Source organism: Actinoplanes sp. NPDC048988, from assembly GCF_043197815.1.
In the GTDB taxonomy this organism is placed as follows: Bacteria; Actinomycetota; Actinomycetes; order Mycobacteriales; family Micromonosporaceae; genus Actinoplanes.
In genome coordinates, this window is the sequence record NZ_JBICTW010000005.1 from 183,149 (window position 1) to 204,188 (window position 21,040).

The window sequence follows — 21,040 nt, forward strand, 5'->3', positions numbered from 1 at the left end:
CCATGAGAAGAAACATGAAGTTGACCGCGCTCGGGCTCGGGCTCGCGGGCCTGCTCGCGCTGGCCGCCTACGCCGCGCCGGCCGGGGCGACTGATCTCACCGGTGAGACGTCCGCGCTGACGACGGTCGGCCTGGACAGCCCTGAGCCGTCCGCCACCGCGTCGAACCAGCCCCGGGCGAAGCACCAGCCGGGCCGCGCCTACCTGCGGAAGAACACCCTGCACGGCGAGATCGTCGTGCAGGGCAAGGACGGCCCCCGGACCCTGGTCGTCCAGCGGGGCACCGTCACCGCCGTCGGCGGCGACAGCCTGAGCGTGAAGTCCACCGACGGCTTCACCCAGACCTGGGCCAAGGCCGAGAAGTTCACCGTCCGCGGCGACCTGAAGACGGGGGCCGAGGTCGGCGTGGCCGGCCGCAGGGAGGGCGACAAGACCGTCGCCCGCCTGGTGATCGTCAAGAAGTGACGCCCAGGGTGCTCTCCCGGGCGATCAGCCGGTGCTCGGCGCGCCATTCGACGCCGGGCACCGGGGACGGGCTGGTGATGCGCTTGACGAGGCGGTCGACGGCCATCTGGGCGATCGCCCTCTTGTCGGGCTGGATCGTGCTGATCGTGGGACTGCTGTAGCGCCCGTCCTCGATGTCGTCGTAGCCGATGATGGCCACGTCCTCCGGCACCCGCAGGCCACGCTGATGCAGCGCGTGGATGGCGCCGGACGCGACGAGGTCGCTGTAGCAGAAGACCGCGTCCGGCGGGTCGGCCCGGTCGAGCAGGGCCGCCATCGCCGTCGCGCCGTCGACCCGGTTGAAGCGGGCCGTGCTGATGATGAGGGACTCGTCGACCGGCCGGCCCGCGGCCGCGTGCGCGGCCCGGAAGCCCTGTGTACGCAACTGGGCCGCCTCGCCCGTCGGGTACGGCTGGTCGCCGATGGCCGCGATCCGCCGCCGGCCCAGGGAGATCAGGTGCGCGACCGCGTCGGTCGAGGCGGCCACGTCGTCGATGCCCACGTGGTCGAACGTGCCGTCCGACGAGCGCTCGCCCAGCACGACCAGGGGCAGGTCGGGATCCCGTACGGCCAGATCCTCTTGCGAGAGGCCCAGCGGGCTGAAGATCATGCCGTCGAAGAGGAAGCGGCGCGAGCCCCGCCCGATCAGCTCGTGCTCGTGCTCGCGGTCGCCGTCGGTCTGGTCGACCAGCACGTTGTAGCCGAGCTTGCGGGCGGCCGGAATGATCCCCTGCAGCAGCTCGGCGAAGTACGGGGTGTCCAGATAGGGCACGACGACCACGATCTGCCCGGACCGGCCGGTGGCCAGGTTGCGGGCGAGCACGTTGGGCCGGTATCCGAGCTGGGCGATGGCCCGCTCGACCTTCTCGCGGGTCGCGTCGGTGACGCGGGCGTAGCCGTTCACGACGTTGGAGACCGTGCGCGGCGAGACGCCGGCCAGATCGGCGACGTCACGCAGAGTAGTTTCGCGCATGGTCCCCCCTGAAATTTCCACGAGAATATTTCCGGCAGGTTGCCTCTTGCCAGAGCCGAATGGCCGGGGCATAGTCCTTTGCAGCGCTGCAAAGCGCAATCTACCTCACACCAACCCCCACGAGTGGTGTACTCCCCCGCCATTCGGCTCCAGATCCATCGATCGCGCCGATGTCACCGTCGGTCATGTCGGCGCGCCCGTGTACAGGAGGCCGGACCATGCGATTCATGACAAAAACCGCGATGAGCCTCGCGCTCATCACCACGCTGGCCGCGTGCGGTGGCGGCGATGATCAAGAAACGACGACCGCCAAGCCGACGAACTGCACCAACAAGATCGTCAACGAGGCGGCGCCCCGCGTCCTCGTCTGGGCCTGGTACCCGAACATGGCCAAGGTCGTCGACAACTTCAACAAGCAGCACACCGACGTCCAGGTCTGCTGGACCAACGCCGGGCAGGGCCAGCCCGAGTACGAGAAGTTCCAGACCGCCATCTCGGCCAAGAAGGGCGCGCCCGACGTCATCATGCTCGAGGCCGACCAGCTCGTCGGCTTCGAGATCCAGGACGCCCTGGTCGACCTGGCCCCGTACGGCGCCGGCGACGTCAAGAAGAACTTCAGCGAGGGCGCCTGGAAGGACGTCTCGCAGGGCGACGCGGTCTACGCGGCGCCGGTCGACGGCGGCCCGATGGCGCTGATCTACCGCACCGACATCTTCGACAAATACCAGATCAAACCCCCGAAGACCTGGGCCGAGTACGCCGAGGCGGCGGCCAAGGTCAAGGCGGCCGGCGGCCCGGTCTTCGGCGACTTCGGCAGCAACGTGCCGGCCGTGACGACCGCCCTGATGATCCAGAAGGGCGCGGTGCCGTTCGTCTACGACCTCAAGGACAAGCAGAACATCACCGTCAAGCTCGACGACCAGGCCACCAAGGACGTGCTGAACTTCTGGGGCGACCTCTCCAAGAAAGGGCTGGTCGGCAAGGAGGACCAGTTCACCACCGACTACATCGCGGGCATGGTCGGCGGCAAGTACGCCACGTACGTCTCGGCCGCCTGGGCCCCCGGCTATCTGACCGGCGCCGGCGTCGGCAACGGCAAGGAGAAGGGCAAGTTCGCGGTCGCCCCGCTGCCGCAGTGGGACCCGGCGAACCCGGTGAGCGTGAACTGGGGCGGCTCGGCCTTCGCGGTCACCAGCCAGGCCACCGACAAGGCGAACGCGGCCAAGGTGGCGCTGGGCCTGTACGCCGACGAGGCCTCACTGACCGACGGCTGGAAGACGCAGACCATCTTCCCGCTCAACCAGAGCGTGCTGACCTCGGACGAGTTCGTGAACGCGAAGGTCGAATTCTTCAACGGCCAGACCGCGAACAAGGACATCTACATCCCGGCCGAGAACGCGTACAAGGGCGCCACCTACAGCCCCTTCACGGTCTACTACTACGCCCAGCTCCAGGCCCAGATCGTGAAGATCAACGAGGGCAAGACGACAGGCGACCAGGCGGCCACCGACCTGCACAACCAGATCGTCCAGTACGCGAAGACCCAGGGCTTCACGGTCAAGTGACGACGACACGCGGAAAAGCAACGGGCTGGCTTTTCATCCTGCCGTTCCTGGTGGTGTTCCTGGCCTTCCTGGTGGCCCCGCTGTGCTACGCCGGCTACCTCTCGCTCTGGACGAAAGGGCTGGCCACCGGGACGACCTTCGCCGGCTTCGACAACTACACCAGAGCCTTCGAGGATCCGTCGTTCCGCAAGGGCCTCTGGTTCGTGCTGCGGTTCAGCGCCGTCGTCATCCCGCTGCAGATCATCGTGGCCCTGGTCGCGGCGCTCGTGCTCGACGAGGTGACCGGCCGCCTGGCCCGCTTCTCGCGGCTGGTCATCTTCCTCCCGTACGCCATTCCGGCCGTTCTCGGCGCCCTCATGTGGGGTTTCCTCTACAGCCCGAGCTTCGGCCCGATCGAGCAGATCGCCACCGCGTTCGACGTGCGGGCGCCGTTCCTGCTCAGCCAGGGCAACATCTTCTACGGCCTGCTCAACGTGGTGACCTGGCAGTGGTCCGGCTACTACATGATCATCATCTACGCCGCCCTGCGCAGCATCGACACGTCCATCTACGAGGCGGCGCGCATCGACGGCGCCACCGCGCGGCAGATCGCGCTGCGCATCAAGGTGCCGATGGTGTCCTCGGCCCTGGTGCTGATCCTGGTCTTCTCGCTCATCGGCACGCTCCAGTTCTTCACCGAGCCGCAGATCCTGGCCCCGATCGCCAACGGCTCGGTCACGCCCGACTTCACGCCGAACATCTACGCGTACAACATCGCCTTCCGCTACGCGCAGTTCAACTACGCCTCGGCCATCTCGTTCTCGCTCGGCTTCGTGGTCTTCCTGGCGGTCGGCATCTTCATGTTCGTCACCCGCAAGAAGGGGAGCATCTTCACGTGACCAGGCCCCGCCACATCTGGGCCAAGCTCCTGCTGCTGGCCATGGTGTGCTACTTCCTGATCCCGGTCTGGTGGCTTCTGGTCGCCAGCACCAAGAACGCCGAAGGACTGTTCTCCGGCCGCGGCGCGCTGTGGTTCTCGAACGGCTTCCACTTCTTCGAGAACCTGGGCGACCTGTTCACGTACAACAACGGTGAATATCTGCGCTGGCTGGGCAACTCCGCGCTGTACGCCTTCGCCGGCGGCATCGGCTGCACGGTCGTCTCGGTTCTCGCCGGGTACGGCTTCGCGAAGTTCAGCTTCCGCGGCCGCAACGTGGTCTTCGCCGCCGTGCTCGGGTCGGTCATGGTGCCGCTGACGGCCCTGGTGATCCCGACGTTCGTGCTCATGTCGAACGCCGGGCTCACCGACACCATCTGGGCCGTCATCCTGCCGTCGCTGCTCAGCCCGTTCGCGGTCTATCTCATGCGGGTGTACGCGTCCGCGTCGGTACCCGACGAACTGCTCGACGCGGCCCGCATCGACGGCGCCGGTGAGCTCCGCACGTTCGTCAAGGTGGCGCTGCCGCTCATGCGCCCCGGGGTCATCACGGTGCTGCTGCTGTCGATCGTCTCCACCTGGAACAACTTCTTCCTGCCGCTCACCATGCTGTCCACCTCGAAGCTCTACCCGCTCACGGTCGGCATCGGCCTGTGGGAGCAGCTGGCCAGTTCCAACAACGGCGGTGGCCAGTCCCTCTGGAACCTCATCATCGTCGGTTCGCTGGTGTCGATCGTCCCGCTCGTCGTCGCCTTCCTGACCCTGCAGAAGTACTGGCAGGGTGGACTGGCCGTAGGAAGCCTCAAGTAAAGGACCAACGTGCTCAACGCCAAGCTGCACCTCGACCCCGACCGTGTCGTCGCTCCCGTCTCCCGCCGCACCTTCGGCTCGTTCGTCGAGCACATGGGCCGCTGCGTCTACGGCGGCCTCTACGAGCCCGCGCATCCCTCGGCCGACGCCGACGGATTCCGGGCCGACGTGCTCGCCCTCGTCCGGGAGCTCGGCGTCTCGCTGGTCCGCTACCCCGGCGGCAACTTCGTCTCCGGATACAAGTGGGAGGACGGGATCGGGCCGGTCGCCGACCGGCCGGTGCGCCGCGACCTCGCCTGGCACAGCCTGGAGACCAACGAGGTCGGCGTCGACGAGTTCATGCGCTGGGCGGGCAAGGCCGGGGTCGAGGTCATGTACGCCCTCAACCTCGGCACCCGCGGCGTCCAGGAGGCGCTCGACGTCCACGAATACCTCAACCAGCCGGCCCGGACCCATCTGGCCGAGCTGCGCCGCCGGAACGGGTCGGAGAAGCCGTACGGCATAAGCATGTTCTGTCTCGGCAACGAGATGGACGGGCCCTGGCAGACGGGACACAAGACCGCTGACGAGTACGGGCGTCTGGCCGCCGAGACGGCGCGCGCGCTGCGGGCCGCCCAGCCGGACGCGGAGTTCATCGCCTGCGGCAGCTCGAGCTCGTCCATGCCGACCTTCGGCGCCTGGGAGGCCGAGGTGCTCGAGCTGGCGTACGACCAGGTCGACTACATCTCGGCCCACGCTTACTACGAGCCGCTGGACGGCGACGTCGACTCGTTCCTGGCCTCGGCGGTCGACATGGACCACTTCATCGACAGCGTGGTGGCGACCGCGGACAGCGTCGGCGCCCGCCTGAAGTCGAAGAAGCGCATCAACATCTCGTTCGACGAGTGGAACGTCTGGTATCTCAGCCAGTGGGAGGCGTCCCGCTCGGCGATCACCGAGTGGGAGGTGGCCCCGCGCGTCATCGAGGACAGCTACAACGTGATGGACGCGGTCGTGGTCGGCAGCCTGCTCATCTCGCTGCTGCGGCACAGCGACCGGGTCACCGCCGCCTGCCTGGCGCAGCTGGTGAACGTCATCGCCCCGATCCGCAGCGAACCCGACGGCGAGGCCTGGCGGCAGACCACGTTCCACCCGTTCGCCCTGACGTCCCGCCTCTCCTCCGGCGACGTGCTCGACGTCAAAATTGATTCCCCGGTGTACGAGACCTCGCGCTTCGGCGCGGTGCCGGTCGTCGACGCCGTGGCCACCCACGACGACGGCGCCCTGTCGGTCTTCGTGGTCAACCGCCACCGTACCGAAAGCGTCTCCTTCTCCTTCCCCGCCCGGGGACCGGTGTCGGAGGCGTGGGTGCTCAGCGACGACGACCTGACCGCCACCAACACGCAGCAGTTCCCCGACCGGGTCATCCCCCGCGAACTGGCCGTGGAGGCGACGGACGGCACGGTCACGGTGACGCTGCCACCGGTGTCGTGGAGCGCGATCCGCCTCTAGGACGCCGGGGCGAGGTCGCGGTGGTGGCGGGTCCACGTGCCCTTGCCCTGGCGCTTGGCGGCGTACATGGCCAGGTCGGCGTCGCGCACCAGCGAGTCGACGTCGTCGTCACAGGTGGCGCAGGCGATGCCGATGCTGGCGCCGGCGCGCACGGCGGTGTCCTCGAACGGGATCGGCTCGGCCAGCTCGCGCAGGATGCGCTGGGCCGTGTGCTCGGCGCCCTCCCCGTCGCAGTCGCGCAGCAGGACGGCGAACTCGTCGCCGCCCAGGCGGGCCACCACGTCGCCCGGGCGCACGCACGCGGTCAGCTTCCCGCCGACGCCGGCCAGCAGCACGTCGCCGGCGGCGTGGCCCAGGGTGTCGTTGACCGCCTTGAAGCCGTCGAGGTCGATCAGCAGCAGCGAGGTGTTCTCGTCACCGACGTCGCGCAGCGCGCCGGTGACCTCCTCGTGGAAGTGGGTGCGGTTGGCCAGGCCGGTCAGCCCGTCGTACAGGGCCTGATGCCGCAGCCGGGCCTCGTGCTCGCGCAGCTGGTCGATGAGACGGTTGTTCTCGTGGAACGCGGCCAGCTGGCGGCAGACGACCAGGATCACGATGATGCCCAGGCCGGCCATCGCGCCCCACAGGCGCGGATGCGGGCCGGCCGGCGTCTCGACGACGACCGTGGTGAAGGCGACGGCGATCGATCCGTACGGGAGAAGGCTGTAGGGACGACGCCGCCGTGACCCGAACGCCGAGCCCTGGTCGAACCGGGCGACGTCCTCCTGGATCCGCGCGCCCAGCCCGATCAGCAACGACGGCAGCAGGCGCACGACGAAGACGTACGGGTCGAGCGTGCCGTCGGGGTTCGGCCCCAGGAAGAAGCCAACACTGTTGATCCCGGCCGACACGATCATCGGGACGGCGGCGGCCCGGTGCATGGGCGCGTTGCCGCTGAGAACCAGCTTCACCGCGGCGAAGCACGACGTGAGGATGACGCAGCCGGCGGCCAGCGTCCCGGCGATGTTGCCGCCGTGCTGGGAGGGTTCGATGGCGAAGCAGTACGCCACGACGGCCCCGCCCACGAGCACGGTCGACGAGTCCAGCCAGAACGCCACCTTCTCCCGGCGCGAACTCCCCGGAATCGGATGCAGCAGCATCGCCACGATGATGGCGCCCAGCCCCACCGCGAACAGCAGCCCCTGCACCGGCCCACCGGCGGTGTCCTTGAGACCCGGCCCGATGAACGCGGTGACGGCCTGCACGGTGTCGCCGACGGTGAAGAGCACGCCGGCCGCCGTCATGACGAGCCAGAACCGGCGGATGGCCCCGGTCGCCATCCGGTGGACCCGCCACGCCGACCAGGCCAGCAGCGCGTCGAGCGGCGGCTGGAACGCCCAGAAGGCCCGCGCCTGGTCGTGGGCGGCGTCGAGGGAGCAGAGCACCCCGGCGCCGGCCAGCGTCCACAGCACGGCCGCCAGTATGAGCGGATCGCGGAGAAGACGGTTCACCTCTGCGGTATCGGTCGTTCCGGCGCCGGCCTGAGGATTCAGCCCGCGGGCGGCGACGGTTGCGCCGGGCACAGCTGGACGGCCAGCCGCCCGAAGACGTCGGTGGTGATGTCGCCCGCGCACGACTGGCCACCGGCCACGGTCCGGGACCAGCCCTGCAAGCGGCCCCGCACGGTGGTGCCGCAGCGCACCTCGAAGTCGGCGGTGACACGGTCGACGCCGGTGTAGACGACATCCGCCGGCCCGGCGCCGGAGCCGTACCCGAACGACTGCCCCTCGGCGGACGGCGCGGTGGTGTGCACCGGCCGGCCGGTCTTCCGCGCGAGCGAGGCACCCAGCGCGGTCAGCCACCCGGGCGCGTCGACACCGGTGACCGACGGGGTGAACGGTTTGTCCAGCAGCCGGCGGCCCGCCCCGCCGGAGGCGAGCTCGTCCGCCCGGAACAGGGTGACCTGCGTCAGCACCGGCGTCGTGGTCACGGCCGACCAGGTCAGCGTCTCCGCCGTCGGCTCGCAGCCGGACGGGACGGGTGTGACGGCTGGTTCCGCGTCGGCCCGCGCGCATGCCCCGGCCATCATCAGCGCCGCCAGCGCCACCACTCCACGGATCTTGATCACCGCGGCAGCATAGGACCGCGGCGCCCGCGGTCTTCGACGGGCGGCAGGCGGCGCAGCGGTGGGGGCGGCGAAGAACATGACCCCCATGCCGTTGGGGTCGTAGACGCCGGTCAGCGGTCCGGTGAGCAGTTCGAGCTGGATACCGCCGGGCCTGCGGATCCGCCGACAGCGTCATCAGCTCAGCGCGTTACGGGGCCAGCCGCCTGAGTTCGTGCACGGTGACGATCACCGGATCTCAGGGGCGGCCTGCTTGAACTGGTGATCCAGAGCCAGCGCGGTGTGGCACTTCGCTGTGGTCTTCCCGCCCCGGGTGCGGCAGGCGCTGCCGGCCGGTGCACCACAGTTCGGGCAGTCGTGACGTTCGACCGCCGTCGCGGCCCGATCAGGCGTGAAGCGCATGTCTACAGACTCTGCGGTTACGGCCGGATCACCCAGCTCGGCGTCCAGGTTCCAGGGTTGTCGTGGCTGGACGTCGTCGCAGCGAAATGGTCACGGAGGGCGGCCAGTGCCGGGTGGAGATTGTCGCGGTGCCAGAGGAGCGAGTGCGGGTAGACCGGGGTGGGGTCGATCACCGGGATGCGGCGCAGACCGTGGCTGGCAGGCCAGACGAGGCGGGTCTGCGCACCTATGAAGGTCGCCAGTGCCGGGGTGTCGGCGACGGTGTCGAGGAGCGCGTCGGCGCCGAGGTTAGGGCCGGTTGCCTCGATGGTGAGCCCGAACTCGGCGACGAGGTCGTCGTAGTAGGCGGCCCATTCGGTGCCCGGGGTGATGCCGGGCATCCAGATGCGATGCCCGGCGAGCTGCGCGATCGTCACCGACCGGGCAGACGCCAGCGTATGGGCGGGGCCGGTGAGCAGTTGGTGTGGCTCGTCGAGCACACGGACAGTCTCGATGTCTTCGGGAAGGGGCCGGCCGGGCATCGCGACCGCGCGGAAGGACGCGTCGATCGCTCCGGCCCGCAGGGCCGCGATGGCCGTCTCGATGTCGAACAGTTTCATCACGTCGAGTTCGATCTCGGGGTGGGCCTGGTGGAAGCCGCGGATCAGGCCGGTTGTGGCGAGGCGTGAGGCGATCACGTCGACGCGCAGCGGACGGCTTCCGGGGCGCACCGCTGCGGCGGCTCGCTCGGCGGCGCGGAGCAGTTCGCGGGCATGGGGCAGGAATGCTTGGCCGTCGATGGTGAGTTCGGCACCGCGCGGCGTGCGGGTGAACAGCCGTACGCCAAGGTTGCGCTCCAGCACGGCGATGCGTTTGGAGACGGCCTGCTGGGTGATCGACAGCTCGGCGGCGGTCTCCTGGAACTGGCCCGCCTCGGCAACGGCGACGAAGGTGCGCACGGCGTCGAAGTCCATGTCGACAGACCTTACCGTCACAACCGCAGGTTGTTCGATCCCGGCGTGGCGGTTGTTTGATACGCAGTAGCACTGCCTGATTGGATCCCAGCCATCAACTATCAGTTGTTTTGCTGAGATGTGAGGGCCACCGGGTGGTGACTGAAAGATCGTTGGGGCGGCAGTTCAGGTGGCTCTGGACGGCGTACACGGTGAGCACGTTCGGCACGTGGCTCGGGTTCGGCGCCTTCCCCCTGATCGCGATCCGGGTACTGCACGTCGGCCCGATCGAGGTGTCACTGCTGTCGGCTGCGGGATTGGCCGTCGGTGCGGTCGTCGCGGTGCCGCTCGGCCCGTGGGTGGAGTTTCGCCGCAAGCGGCCGGTGATGGTGACGATGGACCTGATCCGGTTCGCCGTGTTGATGAGCGTTCCCGCCGCGTTCGCGTTCGGCCGGCTGACTTTCACTCAGCTCGTGGTCGTGTCGATTGCTGCCGCGGCGTGCGACATCACCTTCAAAGCGGCCAGCGGCGCCTATCTGAAGACCTTGGTCCCGCGGGCGGAGCTGCTCGTCGCGAACGGCCGGTTCGAGGCCACCACGTGGACCGCCACCGTGGTGGGACCGCCGCTCGGCAATGCCGCGATCGGGCTGTTCGGTCCAGTGGTAACCGTGGCGGTCGACGCGGTGAGCTACCTGTTGTCGGCGCTGGGTATCCGGGCGACCGGAGGACGGGAGCCACGCCCCGATCGCACCGGTGGGATACGGCTGAAACCCGGGGACCTGCTCGACGGATGGCGTTACATCCTGGCCCACCCGGCGCTGCGCCCGCTGTTTTTCAACACGGTCCTGGTCAACGGTCTGATCATGGCGACCTCACCGCTGCTGGCCGTCCTCATGCTCGGCCGGCTCGGGTTCGCGCCCTGGCAGTACGGCCTCGCCTTCGGCGCGCCGTGCGTCGGCGGGCTGATCGGCTCACGCCTGGCGCAGCCGCTCGTCACCCGGTTCGGCCAACGCGAGATCCTGCTGACTGCCGGCGCGCTTCGCGCCTGCTGGCCGCTTGGGCTCGCCCTGGTCGGCCCTGGCATCGCCGGTCTTGTGCTCGTCATCGCCCTCCAGTTCGGGCTGGTCGCCTGCATGGGCGTGTTCAACCCGGTATTCGCGACCTATCGACTCGACCAGACACCGGCGAACCGAGTCGCCCGCACGCTGTCCGCGTGGTCGGTCACCAGCAATGCCACCATCGCGGCCCTCACCGCGCTGTGGGGGCTGCTGACCACAGTCACCAGCCTGCGCATCGCGATGGCGATCGCCGGCCTTCTCATGCTGACCACCCCGCTCCTGCTGCCCCGACGTGGACGTACTCCCTCGACCGGTCCAGCGCACTGGTGATCTGCGACCTGCAGAACGCCCTCGTCAGCGCTCCTACAGCCCCGTACCCCGCCACCGAGGTGGTGGCCCGGGGAGCGCCTTCCACGGAACCGGCCTCGACCTGCCCCACCGCAACAGCGCCGAACGCGCCAGTTGCCGTTCCGATGCTCCTCAACCGCCATGTCGAAGGCGGCGTGTCATGATCCGGCCATGGAACCGGAAGTCATCGCGGCGGCGCGGGGCGGGGACGTGGCCGGCCTGCGGCGTTTGCTGGAAACCGATCCGGCGGCGGCCGGCGCTCGCGGGTGGATGGGTGAGACGGCGCTGCACGCGGCGGCCGCGTCCGGGGCCGCCGAGGTTGTGCGGATGCTGCTCGCGGCGGACGCCCCGGTGCGGGCCCGGCGCGACGCCCCCGAAGGCAAGGCGCGGGTGCTCCTGGAGGCGGGAGCGGAGGTCGACGCCCGCGACGGCTCCGGTCAGACGCCGAGGCGATCGTCGCGACCGAGCACATCGCCTTCCGCGACCTCGCCGTCCATCCGCATCGGCCCCTGATCGCGGTCGCCCCGGTCGGCGCCGGCGCCGAACTCCGCGCGGACTACCTTGCCACGCCGCGGCCGCTCACCGGGCTCGGCGACGTCACCGCCCTGGCCTTCTCCCCCGACGGCCGCCGGCTGGCCGCGGCCACCGACGACGAGCGGGTGGTCCTCTACGACCTGGCCGCCCGCCGGGTCACCGCCGGCGTCGAGGCCGGCGAGCGGAACGACTGCGTGGCCTTCTCCCCCGACGGCACCCTGCTCGCGTCGACGTGCTCGTTCCAGGCCGGCGCCCACGTCCGCCTCGACCGGGTCACGCCCGACGGTGGCCTGGAGCCCGTCACCGAGATCGAGCCCTTGGACGGCGACGAGATCCCGGCCGTGGTGTTCACCCCGGACGGCCGTCACCTGGTGATCTGGACCGGCCGGCACGACGTCCTCCTGATGGCCGACACCCGGGGCGCCGTGGTCTGGCAGCGCTCGGTCAACGCCACACGCACCCCACCGGCTCTCTCCTCCCGGCCGTGCCTGACTCCGGACGGCGAGACGATCGCGCTCGGCCTCGACGGCCTGCTCGTCCTGCTGGCGACGAGGGACGGCCGTACGCTCGCCGTGCTGCCCGTCGACGGCGGGGCCCGGTCGGTGGCGGCCGGCCCCGGCCCGCTGCTCGTCGGCACCGGCAGCGGTCTGCGAACGGTCACGCTTTCCTGAACGCGGCCGATCACCGCCGGGGCGCGGTGGCGCCGAACGGGTCGGAGCCCAAGACGCTCAGCAGGGCCAGCGCCTCGGCGTCGGGGGAACCCGCCGGGGCGCTGTAAAGGACCAGGTGCTGGTCGCTCTCCGTCAGGGCCAGGGAGTCGCAGTCGACGGTGACCTGGCCGACGACCGGGTGGTGGAAGGTCTTGGTGATCATCGGGGCGCCCTGCACGTCGTGGCGGTCCCACAGGCGGGCGAAGTCGGGGCTGCCGTCGCGCAGGTCCCGGACCAGGGCGGTCACCTCCGGGTCGGCCGGGTAGCGGGCCAGGGTGGCGCGGAGCTCCATCACCACGTGGTGGCGGAACTCGCTGACGTCGGAGACGCCGTAGAGCGCGCGGCCGGGGCTCAGGAACGCCTTGCGGGCCAGGTTGCGGCCGGCCGGGGCGAGCGCGCCGAAGTCCTCCATGAGGGCGGCGGCCAGGTCGTTCCAGGCCAGCACCTCGAAGGTCGCCGACGTCACGAACCCCGCGGTCCGCGGGAGGCGTTCGAGCAGGGCGAGGATGCTCGGGCGCACGTCGCGGCGGTGCCGGGCGGTACGGACGGGCGCGGTGCCGGCCAGCACGTGCAGGTGGCCGGATTCGGCGGTGGTCAGGCGCAGAGCGCTCGCGATACCGGCCAGCACCTCGGCCGACGGGCGCGGCGCCCGGCCCTGCTCGAGGCGCACGTAGTACTCGGTGGAGATGTGCGCGAGCACCGCCACCTCCTCGCGGCGCAGGCCGGGGGTTCGCCGGCGCGGGCCGGACGGAAGGTTCACGTCCTCGGGGCGGAGCCGCTCCCGGCGCGTACGAAGGAACGCTCCCAGCTCCTGCTTGTCCATGCCTCCAGTCTGCGCGCCAGGCGAGGGCGGAGCCTGGTACGGCTTGTGCCTGTCTCCGGGGCGCGGGCGCGGCGAGGCTTTCCGGCATGACAGACATGCTGACCGGCAAGGTCGTATTCATCACCGGCGCCAGCCGTGGCATCGGCGCGGCCGCGGCCCGCCTCTTCGCCCGGGAGGGCGCGGCCGTCGTCCTCGCCGCCCGGGGAACCGGGGCCCTGGAGAAAATCGTGGCCGAGATCCGCGGTGCGGGTGGCGCCGCCGACGCCGTAGCCCTGGACCTGGCCGATCCGGCGAGCATCCGCGCCGCCGTCGGCCGGGCCGGGGAACTGCACGGGCGGCTCGACGGCGCCTTCAACAACGGAGCGGCCATCCAGCAGCCCGGGCCGCTGGAGACCACCAGCGACGAGGACATCGAGCGGCAGTTCGCGGTGAACTTCCGCGGCCACTGGACGGCCATGACCGCCGAGGCGGCCCTCATGCGGGCCGGCGGGGGCGGCGCTATCGTCAACACGTCCAGCATCGGCAGCCGGCGGGCCAACCCGGCCCTGCCCGCGTACGGGGCGATGAAGCGCGCCCTCGACAGCATCACCGAGACGGCGGCGGTCACGTGGGCCGCGCAGGGCATCCGGGTCAACGGCATCACGCCCGGCGGCACGGCCACCGAGATGATCGACGCGTGGGAGGCCGCGACACCGGGCATCGTCCAGCGCATCACCGCGACGACCCCGATGGGCCGGATGGCCGAGCCCCGCGAGATCGCCGAGGCGGCGTTGTGGCTGCTCAGCGACCGCGCCTCATGGGTCACCGGCGCCGTCCTCCCGGTCGACGGCGGCGCGGGCGCCTGACACCCCGGCCCGGGCCGGCCAGTGCTCGGCCCTGGGGCGCGGCGCCAATTTCCGCGCCAGGGTCGAGTCATGTGGTCATCCGAAGAAGCAGCCGTCCTCGCCGCGAGCCCGTCGCTGATGCTGAGCGTCGGCCCGGCTCGGCGCGAGGGCGTCGAACTGGGCATGGTCGTCATGAACGGCGATTTGTACGTACGCGCGTTCCGGGGCCGCCGATCGGCCTGGTTCCGGGCCGCCCTCAGCGACCCGCGCGGGCACATCGCGGCCAGCGGCCTCGACCGCGACGTCCTCCTGTCAGCCGAGCCGGGCCCCGCCGAGGCGCTGGACGCCGCCTACCGCGCCAAGTACGGCGCCAACGCGGCCCTGGTCACCGGCCCGTCGGCCCAGGACGCCACCCTGCGCGTCGAGCCGGCGTGATCCCGGCCCGGCTCGGGCACCGGCCGGCTCAGGTGGGCCGGTCCGCTCGCCATTGCAGGTCGCTGGGCTCCGGTTGCCGGCCGGTGAGGTGAGTGAGGAGGGCGCGCAGGGCCGCGCGGTCCCGGGCGACAGCTGCGAGGCCACCGCCGGCCCCCGCGTGTTCGCGCAGGAAGTCGGCTGCCGCCAGGGTGGCGTTCGGCGCCAGGATGTCGTCGATGTGGTCCTGCATGTAGGTGAGGACCTCGTCGGGTACGCCGCCGCGTTCGTACGCGTCCTCGGTCAGCAACCACGCCGCCAGCGCGCGGAGCGCTTCGTCGGGATTCACTCACCCATCGTGGCAGCGGCGGGCACCGGGCGAGGGTGGGTTTGGGGACACGTGCGCCCGCGCGAGAGGATCGGGGTGTGGATCTGCGCGTGACGCTGCTCGGCGACTTCGAGGTGGCCGTCGGTGGTGCCGCCGTGCCCGTTCCCGGGGCGCGCCTGCGAGGGCTGCTGGTCCGGCTGGCTCTGGCCGGTGGGCGGCCCGTGGCGCCCGGCGCTCTGGTCGGGGCGCTCTGGGCCGAGGAACAGCCGGGTGACCCGGCGAACGCCCTCCAGTCGCTGGTGTCGCGGCTGCGGCGGCTGCTCGGGGACGCCGAGTCGGTGACGCAGGCGCAGGGCGGCTACCGGCTCGCGGTCACCGACGACGATGTGGACGCGCTGCGCTTCGAGCGGCTGGCCGCCGAGGGGCGTGACGCGCTGCGGGCCGGTGATCCGGCGGCGGCCGCCACGTTCCTGGCCGAGGCCGTCGAGCTCTGGGGTGACCCGGCCGCCGTCGGCTCGGTCGCGCCGGCCGCCGCGACCCGGCTGGCGCAGGTCGCGCGGGAGGCGGCCGCCGGCCTGGCCGAGGCGGAGCTGCGAACCGGACGGCCCGAGGCCGCGGCGGCCCGGTTGACCGCGCTGCTGGCCGAGGATCCGGTGCACGAGCGGGCGGCCGTGCTGCTCATGGAGACGCTCGCGGCGCGGGGACGGCCGGCCGAAGGGCTGGCCGTCTACGAGCGGATCCGGGAGGCGCTGGCCGAGCGGCTGGGTGTCGATCCGGGCGCCTCCCTGCAGGAGGCGCACGTGCGGCTGCTGCGGGGGCAGCCGGAGGCGCGGGCCGAGGCCGAGGGGAACCTGCCGGCGCCGCTGACCAGTTTCGTCGGGCGCGACGACGACCTCGCCCGGGTCGACACGCTGCTCACCAGCGGGCGGCTGGTCACCGTGGTCGGGCCCGGCGGGGCCGGCAAGACGCGGCTGGCGGTCGAGGCGGCCCGGCGGCGCCGGCACGAGTACCGGGACGGGGCCTGGCTGGTCGATCTGTCGTCGGTCACCGAGCCGTCGAAGGTGGGCGCGGCCGTGCTCGCCTCGATCGGGTTGCGCGGGTCGGCGCTGTTCGACGCCCGGCTGCGGGCCGAGGGCGACGAGCTCGACGTGCTGGCCGACCAGCTCAACGGGCGGGAGAGCCTGCTCGTCGTGGACAACTGCGAGCATCTGATCGACGCCGTCGCGCGTCTGCTGGCGGCGCTGCTGCCGCGCGCGGCCGGGTTGCGGGTGCTGGCGACCAGCCGGGAGGCGCTGGCCATCGACGGTGAGGCGCTGGCGCCGCTCGGGCCGCTGGCCCTGCCCGAGCCGGGGGCCGACGTTGCCCAGGCGCGCCGGGCGGCGTCGGTGCGGTTGTTCACGGAGCGGGCCGGCGCCGTACGGCCGGGGTTCGACGTCGACGATCAGACGCTGGGCGGGATCCTCGAGGTGGTGCGCCGGCTCGACGGCATGCCGCTGGCGCTGGAGCTGGCGGCGGCCCGGTTGCGGACGATGTCGCTGGCCGAGCTGGCCGCCGGGCTCTCCGACCGGTTCCGGCTGCTGACCACCGGCAGCCGGGCGGCGATGCCGCGGCACCGCACGCTGCGCGCGGTCATCGCGTGGAGCTGGGACCTGCTGAGCGAGCACGAGCGTACGGTCGCCGAACGGATCTCGATCCTGCCCGGCGGTGTCACGCCGGCCTCGGCCGCCGCGATCTGCGCCGGCACCGCGGTGCCCCCGGCCGAGATTCCCGACCTGCTGGCCGCCCTGGTCGACAAGTCACTGCTGCGGCTGGCGCCGGAGGACGGCCGCTACCGCATGCTCGAGACGCTGCGTGAGTACGGCATCGAGCAGGGCACCCTGGGTGACGCGCGCGACCTCGCGGCCCGTTACCTGGCCGGCCTGATCGCCCGCAACGACCCGCGACTGCGCGGCCCGGAACAGCTCGACGCGATGCGGGAGATCCGCGCCGAGTACGACAACGCCCTGGCCGCCCTGCGCCACTTCTGCGACAGCGGCGACGCGGCCGCCGCGGTCTCCCTGGCGCTGGATCTGACCTGGTACTGGCAGATGTTCGGCCGGCACACGGACGCGGTCTACTGGATCGGCGAGGCGCTGGCCCTGCCGGCCGGCGGTCACACACTCGAACGCGACACGGCCGAGGCGATCCTGCTGCTCAACCGGGCGAGCGCGCAGAACGAGATCTTCGGCGACATCCTCGAGCACCGCCGCGACGAGCTGCGGGAGCTGGCCGGCCGCCTCACCGCCTACCCGCAGCTGCCGGGGCTGGCCGGTCCGCTGACCGCCATCACGCTGGCCTGGCTGCGGGAGAACGACGCCTCGCTGGCCCTGCTCGGGCGGCTCATCGACGGGCCCGACGAGTGGCTGGGCGCCCTGGCCCGGGTGTTCCGGGCCCAGATCGCCGAGAACGAGGGGCAGCTCGACCAGGTACGCGAGGACGTGACGGCGGCCCTGGCCGCGTTCGGCCGGATCGGCGACCGCTGGGGGCTGGCCACCGTGCTGCCGACCCGGGCCATGATGCGGCAGTACGCCGGTGACCTGCAGGGAGCGCTGGACGACCTGCGCCGGGCCCGTGCGGTGGCCCGCGAGTTCGGCTCGCTCAGCCTCACCGACGAGATCTTCATCGACCTGCGCTGGATCGACCTCAACATGCGGCTGGGCGAGAACGAGCTGGCCATCGCGATGGCCGAGGAGGTGCGCGACCGCGCCCGGCGCGCGGTCTCGCCGGAGTTCCTCATCCTCATCAACGCGCTCGAGGCGGGCATGTGGGTGCGGCTGGGTGACCTCGACCGGGCGCGGGTGCTGCTCGAACACGCCGAGAAGGAGATGGGCGAGCGGTACATGTACGGCGGTGACCACGGCCGGGCCATCGTGGGTTCCGTGCGGGCCGGGCTCTGCCTCGAGCTGGGTGATCCGGCCGGCGCCGAGAAGGCTCTGGCCGGGGCGTACGCGGCCGCGCTGGAGTCGCGTGACATGCCGTTGATGTCGCTGGTGGCGGTCGGTGCGGCCGCCCTGGCCGGCGCGTACGGGCGGGCGGGTGAGATGGCCGTGATGCTGGGCGCGGCGGCCCGGCTGCGCGGCGCCCACGACCACACCGATCCGCAGATCGCGAAGCTGAGCCGCGAGGGCCGGCTGGCGCTCGGCGGGGACGCCTTCGACGAGGCGTACGGGAAAGGATGGAACCTGGACGGAAAGACGGCCCTGACCCGGGTCGACCCCGCCCGGCTCAGCCGGGCGGGGATCGAGAAAGCGTGACCGGGTGACTAGGCGCGGCGCGAGTAGCCGCGCAGGGCGAGCGGGACGAAGACGACGAGCAGAGCGGCCATCCAGGCCAGCGTCGCCCACAGGTGGGAGGCGACCGGGCCGCCGAGCAGCAGCCCGCGGATGGTCGAGACCAGCGGCGTGATCGGGTTGACGTTCACGAACCACTGGAGCCAGCCGGGCAGCGTGTCGGCCGGGACGAAGACGTTGCTGCCGAACGACAACGGGAAGACGATCAGGAACATCAGTCCCTGTACGGCGCCCGGGGTGCGCACGAGCATGCCGACCCACACCGAGATCCAGCAGAAGCACAGCCCGAAGCCGACCGCGAGCGCCACCGCGGCGACCGCCGGAAGGAACCCGGTCTGCACCCGGAAGCCCATGATCATGCCGAAGCCCAGCATCACCACGCAGACCGTCAGGTAGCGGATGATGTCGGCCCCGACCGCGCCGATCAGCGGCGCCGACCGGGCCACGGGCAGCGACCGGAACCGGTCGAACACGCCCTTCTCGATGTCGGCGTTGAGGTTCTGGCCGAGGGCGATGCCGCCCATGGCCAGCGACTGCGCGAGCATGCCGGGCAGCAGGACTTGGAGGTACTCGTCCCGGTGGCCCCCGGAGATGGCCCCGCCGAACAGGTACGTGAACAGCAGCAGGAAGATCACCGGCTGCAGGGTCACGTCGATCAGGGCCTCGGGCGTCCGCATCGTCTTGATCAAACTTCGGCGCGCGAGCGCGACGCTGTGCCGGGCGAGCGCGGCGAGCGAGCCCCCACGCGGCGAGTCGCTGACGGTGCCCAGAGTCAAGGTGGTCATACCAGCTCTTCTTTCTTGGTGGTGAGGGTGTGGAAGACCTCGTCGAGGCTGGGCAGGTGCAGGCCGAAGTCGTTGAGTTCGATGCCGGCCTCGCGCAGGGCCGGGACGACGTCGAGCAGCGCGGTGTCGTCGGCGACGGGCACGCTGACCGCGCCCGGACGGGCCCCGGCCGAGCCGTCGGCGCTGGCCGTCGCGCCGGGCGCGGCCACCTTGTCGAGCACCCGGAGCACATCCGGAACGCGCGACGGGTCGGCCGGGCGTACGCGCAGGGTCAGGCCGCCGACGAGCCGCTTGAGCCCGTCCGGGGTGTCGTGCGCGATCACGTGCCCCTTGTTGATCACCACGATCTCGTCGGCGAGGGCGTCCGCCTCCTCCAGGTACTGCGTGGTCAGCAGGACGCTGGCGCCCTGGGTGACCTGGCTGCGCACGACGCCCCACATGTCCTCGCGCTTGGCCGGGTCGAGGCCGGTGGTCGGCTCGTCCAGGAAGATCACCTCAGGGTGACCGACCAGGCTGGCCGCGAGGTCGAGACGGCGCCGCATGCCGCCCGAGTAGGTCTTGGCCATCCGCCCCGCGGCCTCGGACAGGTCGAACCACTCGAGAAGCTCGACCGCCCGGCGCTTGGCTTCCCTGGTCGGCAGGTCGAGCAGCTGGCCGATCAGCACCAGGTTCTGGGTGCCGGTCAGATCCTCGTCGACACTGGCGTACTGCCCGGTCAGGCCGATCCGCCGGCGGACCCGCTGCGGCTCGCGCAGCACGTCGATGCCGGCCACCTCCGCATGGCCGGAATCCGGGCGCAGCAGGGTGGCCAGGACCCGTACGGCCGTGGTCTTGCCCGCGCCGTTGGGCCCGAGGACGCCGAGCACGGTGCCGCGGCGCATCGCCAGGTCCACCCCGTCGAGCGCCTGTGTCTTACCGAATCGCTTGCGGAGGCCTTCCGCACGCACCACGAAATCGCTCATGCCCCCGAGCGTCGCGCGGCGCGCTGACACCGCGCGCACACGGCGCTGACACGAGCCTGACGGTCACCCCCAGACCTCGTCAGCGGTCTCGGCGATCAGCCGGAGCTTGGCGACTTCTTCCTCGTACGACAGGGAATTGCCCTCGACCGTCGAGGAGAACCCGCACTGCGGCGACAGGCAGAGCTGGTCGAGCGGGATGTAGCGGGTGGCCTCGTCGATGCGGCGCTTCAGCGTGTCCTTCGACTCGAGCTCGCCGCGCTTGGTGGTGACCAGGCCCAGCACGACCATCTTGCCCGGCGGCACGAACCGCAGCGGGGCGAACGTGCCGGAGCGCTCATCGTCGTACTCGAGAAAGAAGCCGTCCACCGCGAGCTCGCTGAACAGCGCCTCGGCGACGAAGTCGTAGCCGCCCTCGGCCGCCCACGACGAGCGGAAGTTGCCCCGGCACATGTGCGTGGTGACGGCCAGGCCCGCCGGCCGCCCCTCGAGCGCGGCGTTGATCTGCCGGATGTACCGCAGGTGCTGATGCTCGGCGTCGTCCCCACGCTGAGTGAGCAGCTTGCGCTGCTCAGGGTCATTGAGGTACGCGAAACTGGTGTCGTCCAACTGCAGGTAGCGGCACCCCAGATCGGCGACGCGCTTGACCTGTTCCTTGTACGCCGCGGACAGATCCGCCCAGAACTGCTCCTCGTCCGGATAGACGGCCGGATCGATCGCGGCCCGGCCGCCCCGGTAGTGCACCATGCTCGGCGAGGGAATGGTCAGCTTGGCGGTCTGCCCCGCGTCCACCGTCTCCCTTAGGAACGTGAAGTCGTCGCCGAAGATGGTGTCGGTGAGCCGCACGGGCGCGTCGATCGCGAGCGCGGCCGACTCGAAGTCCAGCTCCCCGCCGGCGTTGCGGAAATGCACCTGGATCTTCTCGTCGGTCGGGCGCACCCCGCCGAGCCGGTAGATGAAGTCCATGTGCCACGACGTGCGCCGGAACTCGCCGTCGGTCGCCGTGCGCAGCCCGACATCGCGCTGCATGCGCACGACCTCGCGGATCGCGTCGTCCTCGACGGCCTTGAGCGCGCCCGCGTCGATCTCGCCCACGGCCCGCCGCTCCCGCGCCTCCAGCAACCGCCGCGGCCGCAGCAGACTGCCGACGTGATCCGCCCGAAACGGCGGCGTGTCACGGAGTGTCATCGTCAGGTCCTCCCTCGGCGCGGCTTCCCGTCCCGCCAAGGTAACCC

General features: G+C 71.2%; 20 protein-coding genes. 11 read left to right on the top strand and 9 right to left on the bottom strand.

Annotation, left to right across the window (positions count from 1 at the left end; all coding sequences use genetic code 11):
- Positions 1 to 2: 2 nt before the first annotated feature.
- Complete coding sequence (locus ACGFJ7_RS18825; RefSeq protein WP_392642842.1) at positions 3 to 464, top strand: hypothetical protein; 462 nt, start codon at positions 3 to 5, stop codon at positions 462 to 464.
- On the opposite strand, the gene ACGFJ7_RS18830 is transcribed toward ACGFJ7_RS18825, so the two are convergent.
- On the bottom strand, positions 454 to 1,476 hold the full coding sequence (locus tag ACGFJ7_RS18830) for a LacI family DNA-binding transcriptional regulator (protein ID WP_360250562.1): 1,023 nt from the start codon (positions 1,474 to 1,476) through the stop codon (positions 454 to 456). The two genes, ACGFJ7_RS18825 and ACGFJ7_RS18830, sit on opposite strands and share 11 nt — an antisense overlap.
- A gap of 227 nt (positions 1,477 to 1,703) precedes the next feature.
- Here ACGFJ7_RS18830 and ACGFJ7_RS18835 point away from each other — a divergent pair, with 227 nt between their 5' ends.
- From ACGFJ7_RS18835 to ACGFJ7_RS18850, 4 genes are read left to right on the top strand one after another with little or no spacing between them, the layout of a single operon-like run.
- Positions 1,704 to 3,041 (top strand): ABC transporter substrate-binding protein, encoded by a 1,338-nt coding sequence (locus ACGFJ7_RS18835; RefSeq protein ID WP_392642843.1) that lies wholly within the window; start codon positions 1,704 to 1,706, stop codon positions 3,039 to 3,041.
- On the top strand, positions 3,038 to 3,919 hold the full coding sequence (locus ACGFJ7_RS18840; RefSeq protein WP_360250568.1) for a sugar ABC transporter permease: 882 nt from the start codon (positions 3,038 to 3,040) through the stop codon (positions 3,917 to 3,919). Before ACGFJ7_RS18835 ends, ACGFJ7_RS18840 begins: the two co-directional genes overlap by 4 nt.
- Complete coding sequence (locus tag ACGFJ7_RS18845) at positions 3,916 to 4,767, top strand: carbohydrate ABC transporter permease (protein WP_360250571.1); 852 nt, start codon at positions 3,916 to 3,918, stop codon at positions 4,765 to 4,767. Before ACGFJ7_RS18840 ends, ACGFJ7_RS18845 begins: the two co-directional genes overlap by 4 nt.
- Positions 4,768 to 4,776: 9 nt before the next feature.
- Complete coding sequence (locus tag ACGFJ7_RS18850) at positions 4,777 to 6,258, top strand: alpha-N-arabinofuranosidase (protein ID WP_360250574.1); 1,482 nt, start codon at positions 4,777 to 4,779, stop codon at positions 6,256 to 6,258.
- Here ACGFJ7_RS18850 and ACGFJ7_RS18855 read toward each other — a convergent pair.
- The 3 genes from ACGFJ7_RS18855 to ACGFJ7_RS18865 form a co-directional block, all read right to left on the bottom strand.
- Positions 6,255 to 7,748, bottom strand: coding sequence for a diguanylate cyclase domain-containing protein (locus tag ACGFJ7_RS18855; RefSeq protein ID WP_392642844.1), 1,494 nt, complete (start codon positions 7,746 to 7,748; stop codon positions 6,255 to 6,257). The genes ACGFJ7_RS18850 and ACGFJ7_RS18855 overlap by 4 nt on opposite strands.
- A 38-nt stretch (positions 7,749 to 7,786) precedes the next feature.
- The gene (locus ACGFJ7_RS18860; RefSeq protein WP_392642845.1) at positions 7,787 to 8,365 is read right to left on the bottom strand and encodes a hypothetical protein; all 579 of its coding nucleotides are present in this window, start codon (positions 8,363 to 8,365) and stop codon (positions 7,787 to 7,789) included.
- A 416-nt stretch (positions 8,366 to 8,781) separates the two neighbouring features.
- Complete coding sequence (locus ACGFJ7_RS18865; RefSeq protein WP_360250583.1) at positions 8,782 to 9,717, bottom strand: LysR family transcriptional regulator; 936 nt, start codon at positions 9,715 to 9,717, stop codon at positions 8,782 to 8,784.
- A gap of 137 nt (positions 9,718 to 9,854) precedes the next feature.
- On the opposite strand from ACGFJ7_RS18865, the gene ACGFJ7_RS18870 reads away from it, so the two are divergent.
- The 3 genes from ACGFJ7_RS18870 to ACGFJ7_RS18880 all read left to right on the top strand — a co-directional run bounded on the left by ACGFJ7_RS18870 (position 9,855) and on the right by ACGFJ7_RS18880 (position 12,307).
- On the top strand, positions 9,855 to 11,084 hold the full coding sequence (locus ACGFJ7_RS18870) for an MFS transporter (protein ID WP_392643167.1): 1,230 nt from the start codon (positions 9,855 to 9,857) through the stop codon (positions 11,082 to 11,084).
- Positions 11,085 to 11,273: 189 nt separating this feature from the next.
- Complete coding sequence (locus tag ACGFJ7_RS18875; RefSeq protein WP_392642846.1) at positions 11,274 to 11,615, top strand: ankyrin repeat domain-containing protein; 342 nt, start codon at positions 11,274 to 11,276, stop codon at positions 11,613 to 11,615.
- The gene (locus tag ACGFJ7_RS18880; RefSeq protein WP_392643169.1) at positions 11,615 to 12,307 is read left to right on the top strand and encodes a WD40 repeat domain-containing protein; all 693 of its coding nucleotides are present in this window, start codon (positions 11,615 to 11,617) and stop codon (positions 12,305 to 12,307) included. The genes ACGFJ7_RS18875 and ACGFJ7_RS18880 overlap by 1 nt, the downstream gene beginning before the upstream one ends.
- Positions 12,308 to 12,317: 10 nt before the next feature.
- On the opposite strand, the gene ACGFJ7_RS18885 is transcribed toward ACGFJ7_RS18880, so the two are convergent.
- Entirely contained in the window at positions 12,318 to 13,169 is an 852-nt protein-coding gene (locus ACGFJ7_RS18885) for a helix-turn-helix transcriptional regulator (protein ID WP_360250589.1), read from the bottom strand.
- A gap of 86 nt (positions 13,170 to 13,255) precedes the next feature.
- Here ACGFJ7_RS18885 and ACGFJ7_RS18890 point away from each other — a divergent pair, with 86 nt between their 5' ends.
- Both ACGFJ7_RS18890 and ACGFJ7_RS18895 read left to right on the top strand, forming a co-directional pair.
- On the top strand, positions 13,256 to 14,014 hold the full coding sequence (locus tag ACGFJ7_RS18890) for an SDR family NAD(P)-dependent oxidoreductase (RefSeq protein WP_392642847.1): 759 nt from the start codon (positions 13,256 to 13,258) through the stop codon (positions 14,012 to 14,014).
- A 69-nt stretch (positions 14,015 to 14,083) separates the two neighbouring features.
- A complete protein-coding gene (locus ACGFJ7_RS18895; protein WP_392642848.1) occupies positions 14,084 to 14,428 on the top strand; it encodes a DUF2255 family protein in 345 nt (114 codons plus the stop codon).
- A 28-nt stretch (positions 14,429 to 14,456) separates the two neighbouring features.
- On the opposite strand, the gene ACGFJ7_RS18900 is transcribed toward ACGFJ7_RS18895, so the two are convergent.
- Entirely contained in the window at positions 14,457 to 14,753 is a 297-nt protein-coding gene (locus tag ACGFJ7_RS18900; protein ID WP_392642849.1) for a hypothetical protein, read from the bottom strand.
- 77 nt (positions 14,754 to 14,830) lie between these two features.
- Here ACGFJ7_RS18900 and ACGFJ7_RS18905 point away from each other — a divergent pair, with 77 nt between their 5' ends.
- Positions 14,831 to 18,025: a BTAD domain-containing putative transcriptional regulator gene (locus ACGFJ7_RS18905; RefSeq protein ID WP_392642850.1), complete on the top strand. Its 3,195-nt coding sequence runs from the start codon at positions 14,831 to 14,833 to the stop codon at positions 18,023 to 18,025.
- An 8-nt stretch (positions 18,026 to 18,033) separates the two neighbouring features.
- Here ACGFJ7_RS18905 and ACGFJ7_RS18910 read toward each other — a convergent pair whose 3' ends face one another.
- The 3 genes from ACGFJ7_RS18910 to ACGFJ7_RS18920 all read right to left on the bottom strand — a co-directional run bounded on the left by ACGFJ7_RS18910 (position 18,034) and on the right by ACGFJ7_RS18920 (position 20,993).
- A complete protein-coding gene (locus tag ACGFJ7_RS18910) occupies positions 18,034 to 18,846 on the bottom strand; it encodes an ABC transporter permease (RefSeq protein ID WP_392642851.1) in 813 nt (270 codons plus the stop codon).
- Positions 18,843 to 19,808, bottom strand: coding sequence for an ATP-binding cassette domain-containing protein (locus ACGFJ7_RS18915; RefSeq protein ID WP_360250607.1), 966 nt, complete (start codon positions 19,806 to 19,808; stop codon positions 18,843 to 18,845). Before ACGFJ7_RS18915 ends, ACGFJ7_RS18910 begins: the two co-directional genes overlap by 4 nt.
- Positions 19,809 to 19,871: 63 nt before the next feature.
- The gene (locus tag ACGFJ7_RS18920) at positions 19,872 to 20,993 is read right to left on the bottom strand and encodes a 5-methyltetrahydropteroyltriglutamate--homocysteine S-methyltransferase (protein WP_392642852.1); all 1,122 of its coding nucleotides are present in this window, start codon (positions 20,991 to 20,993) and stop codon (positions 19,872 to 19,874) included.
- Positions 20,994 to 21,040: the final 47 nt, after the last annotated feature.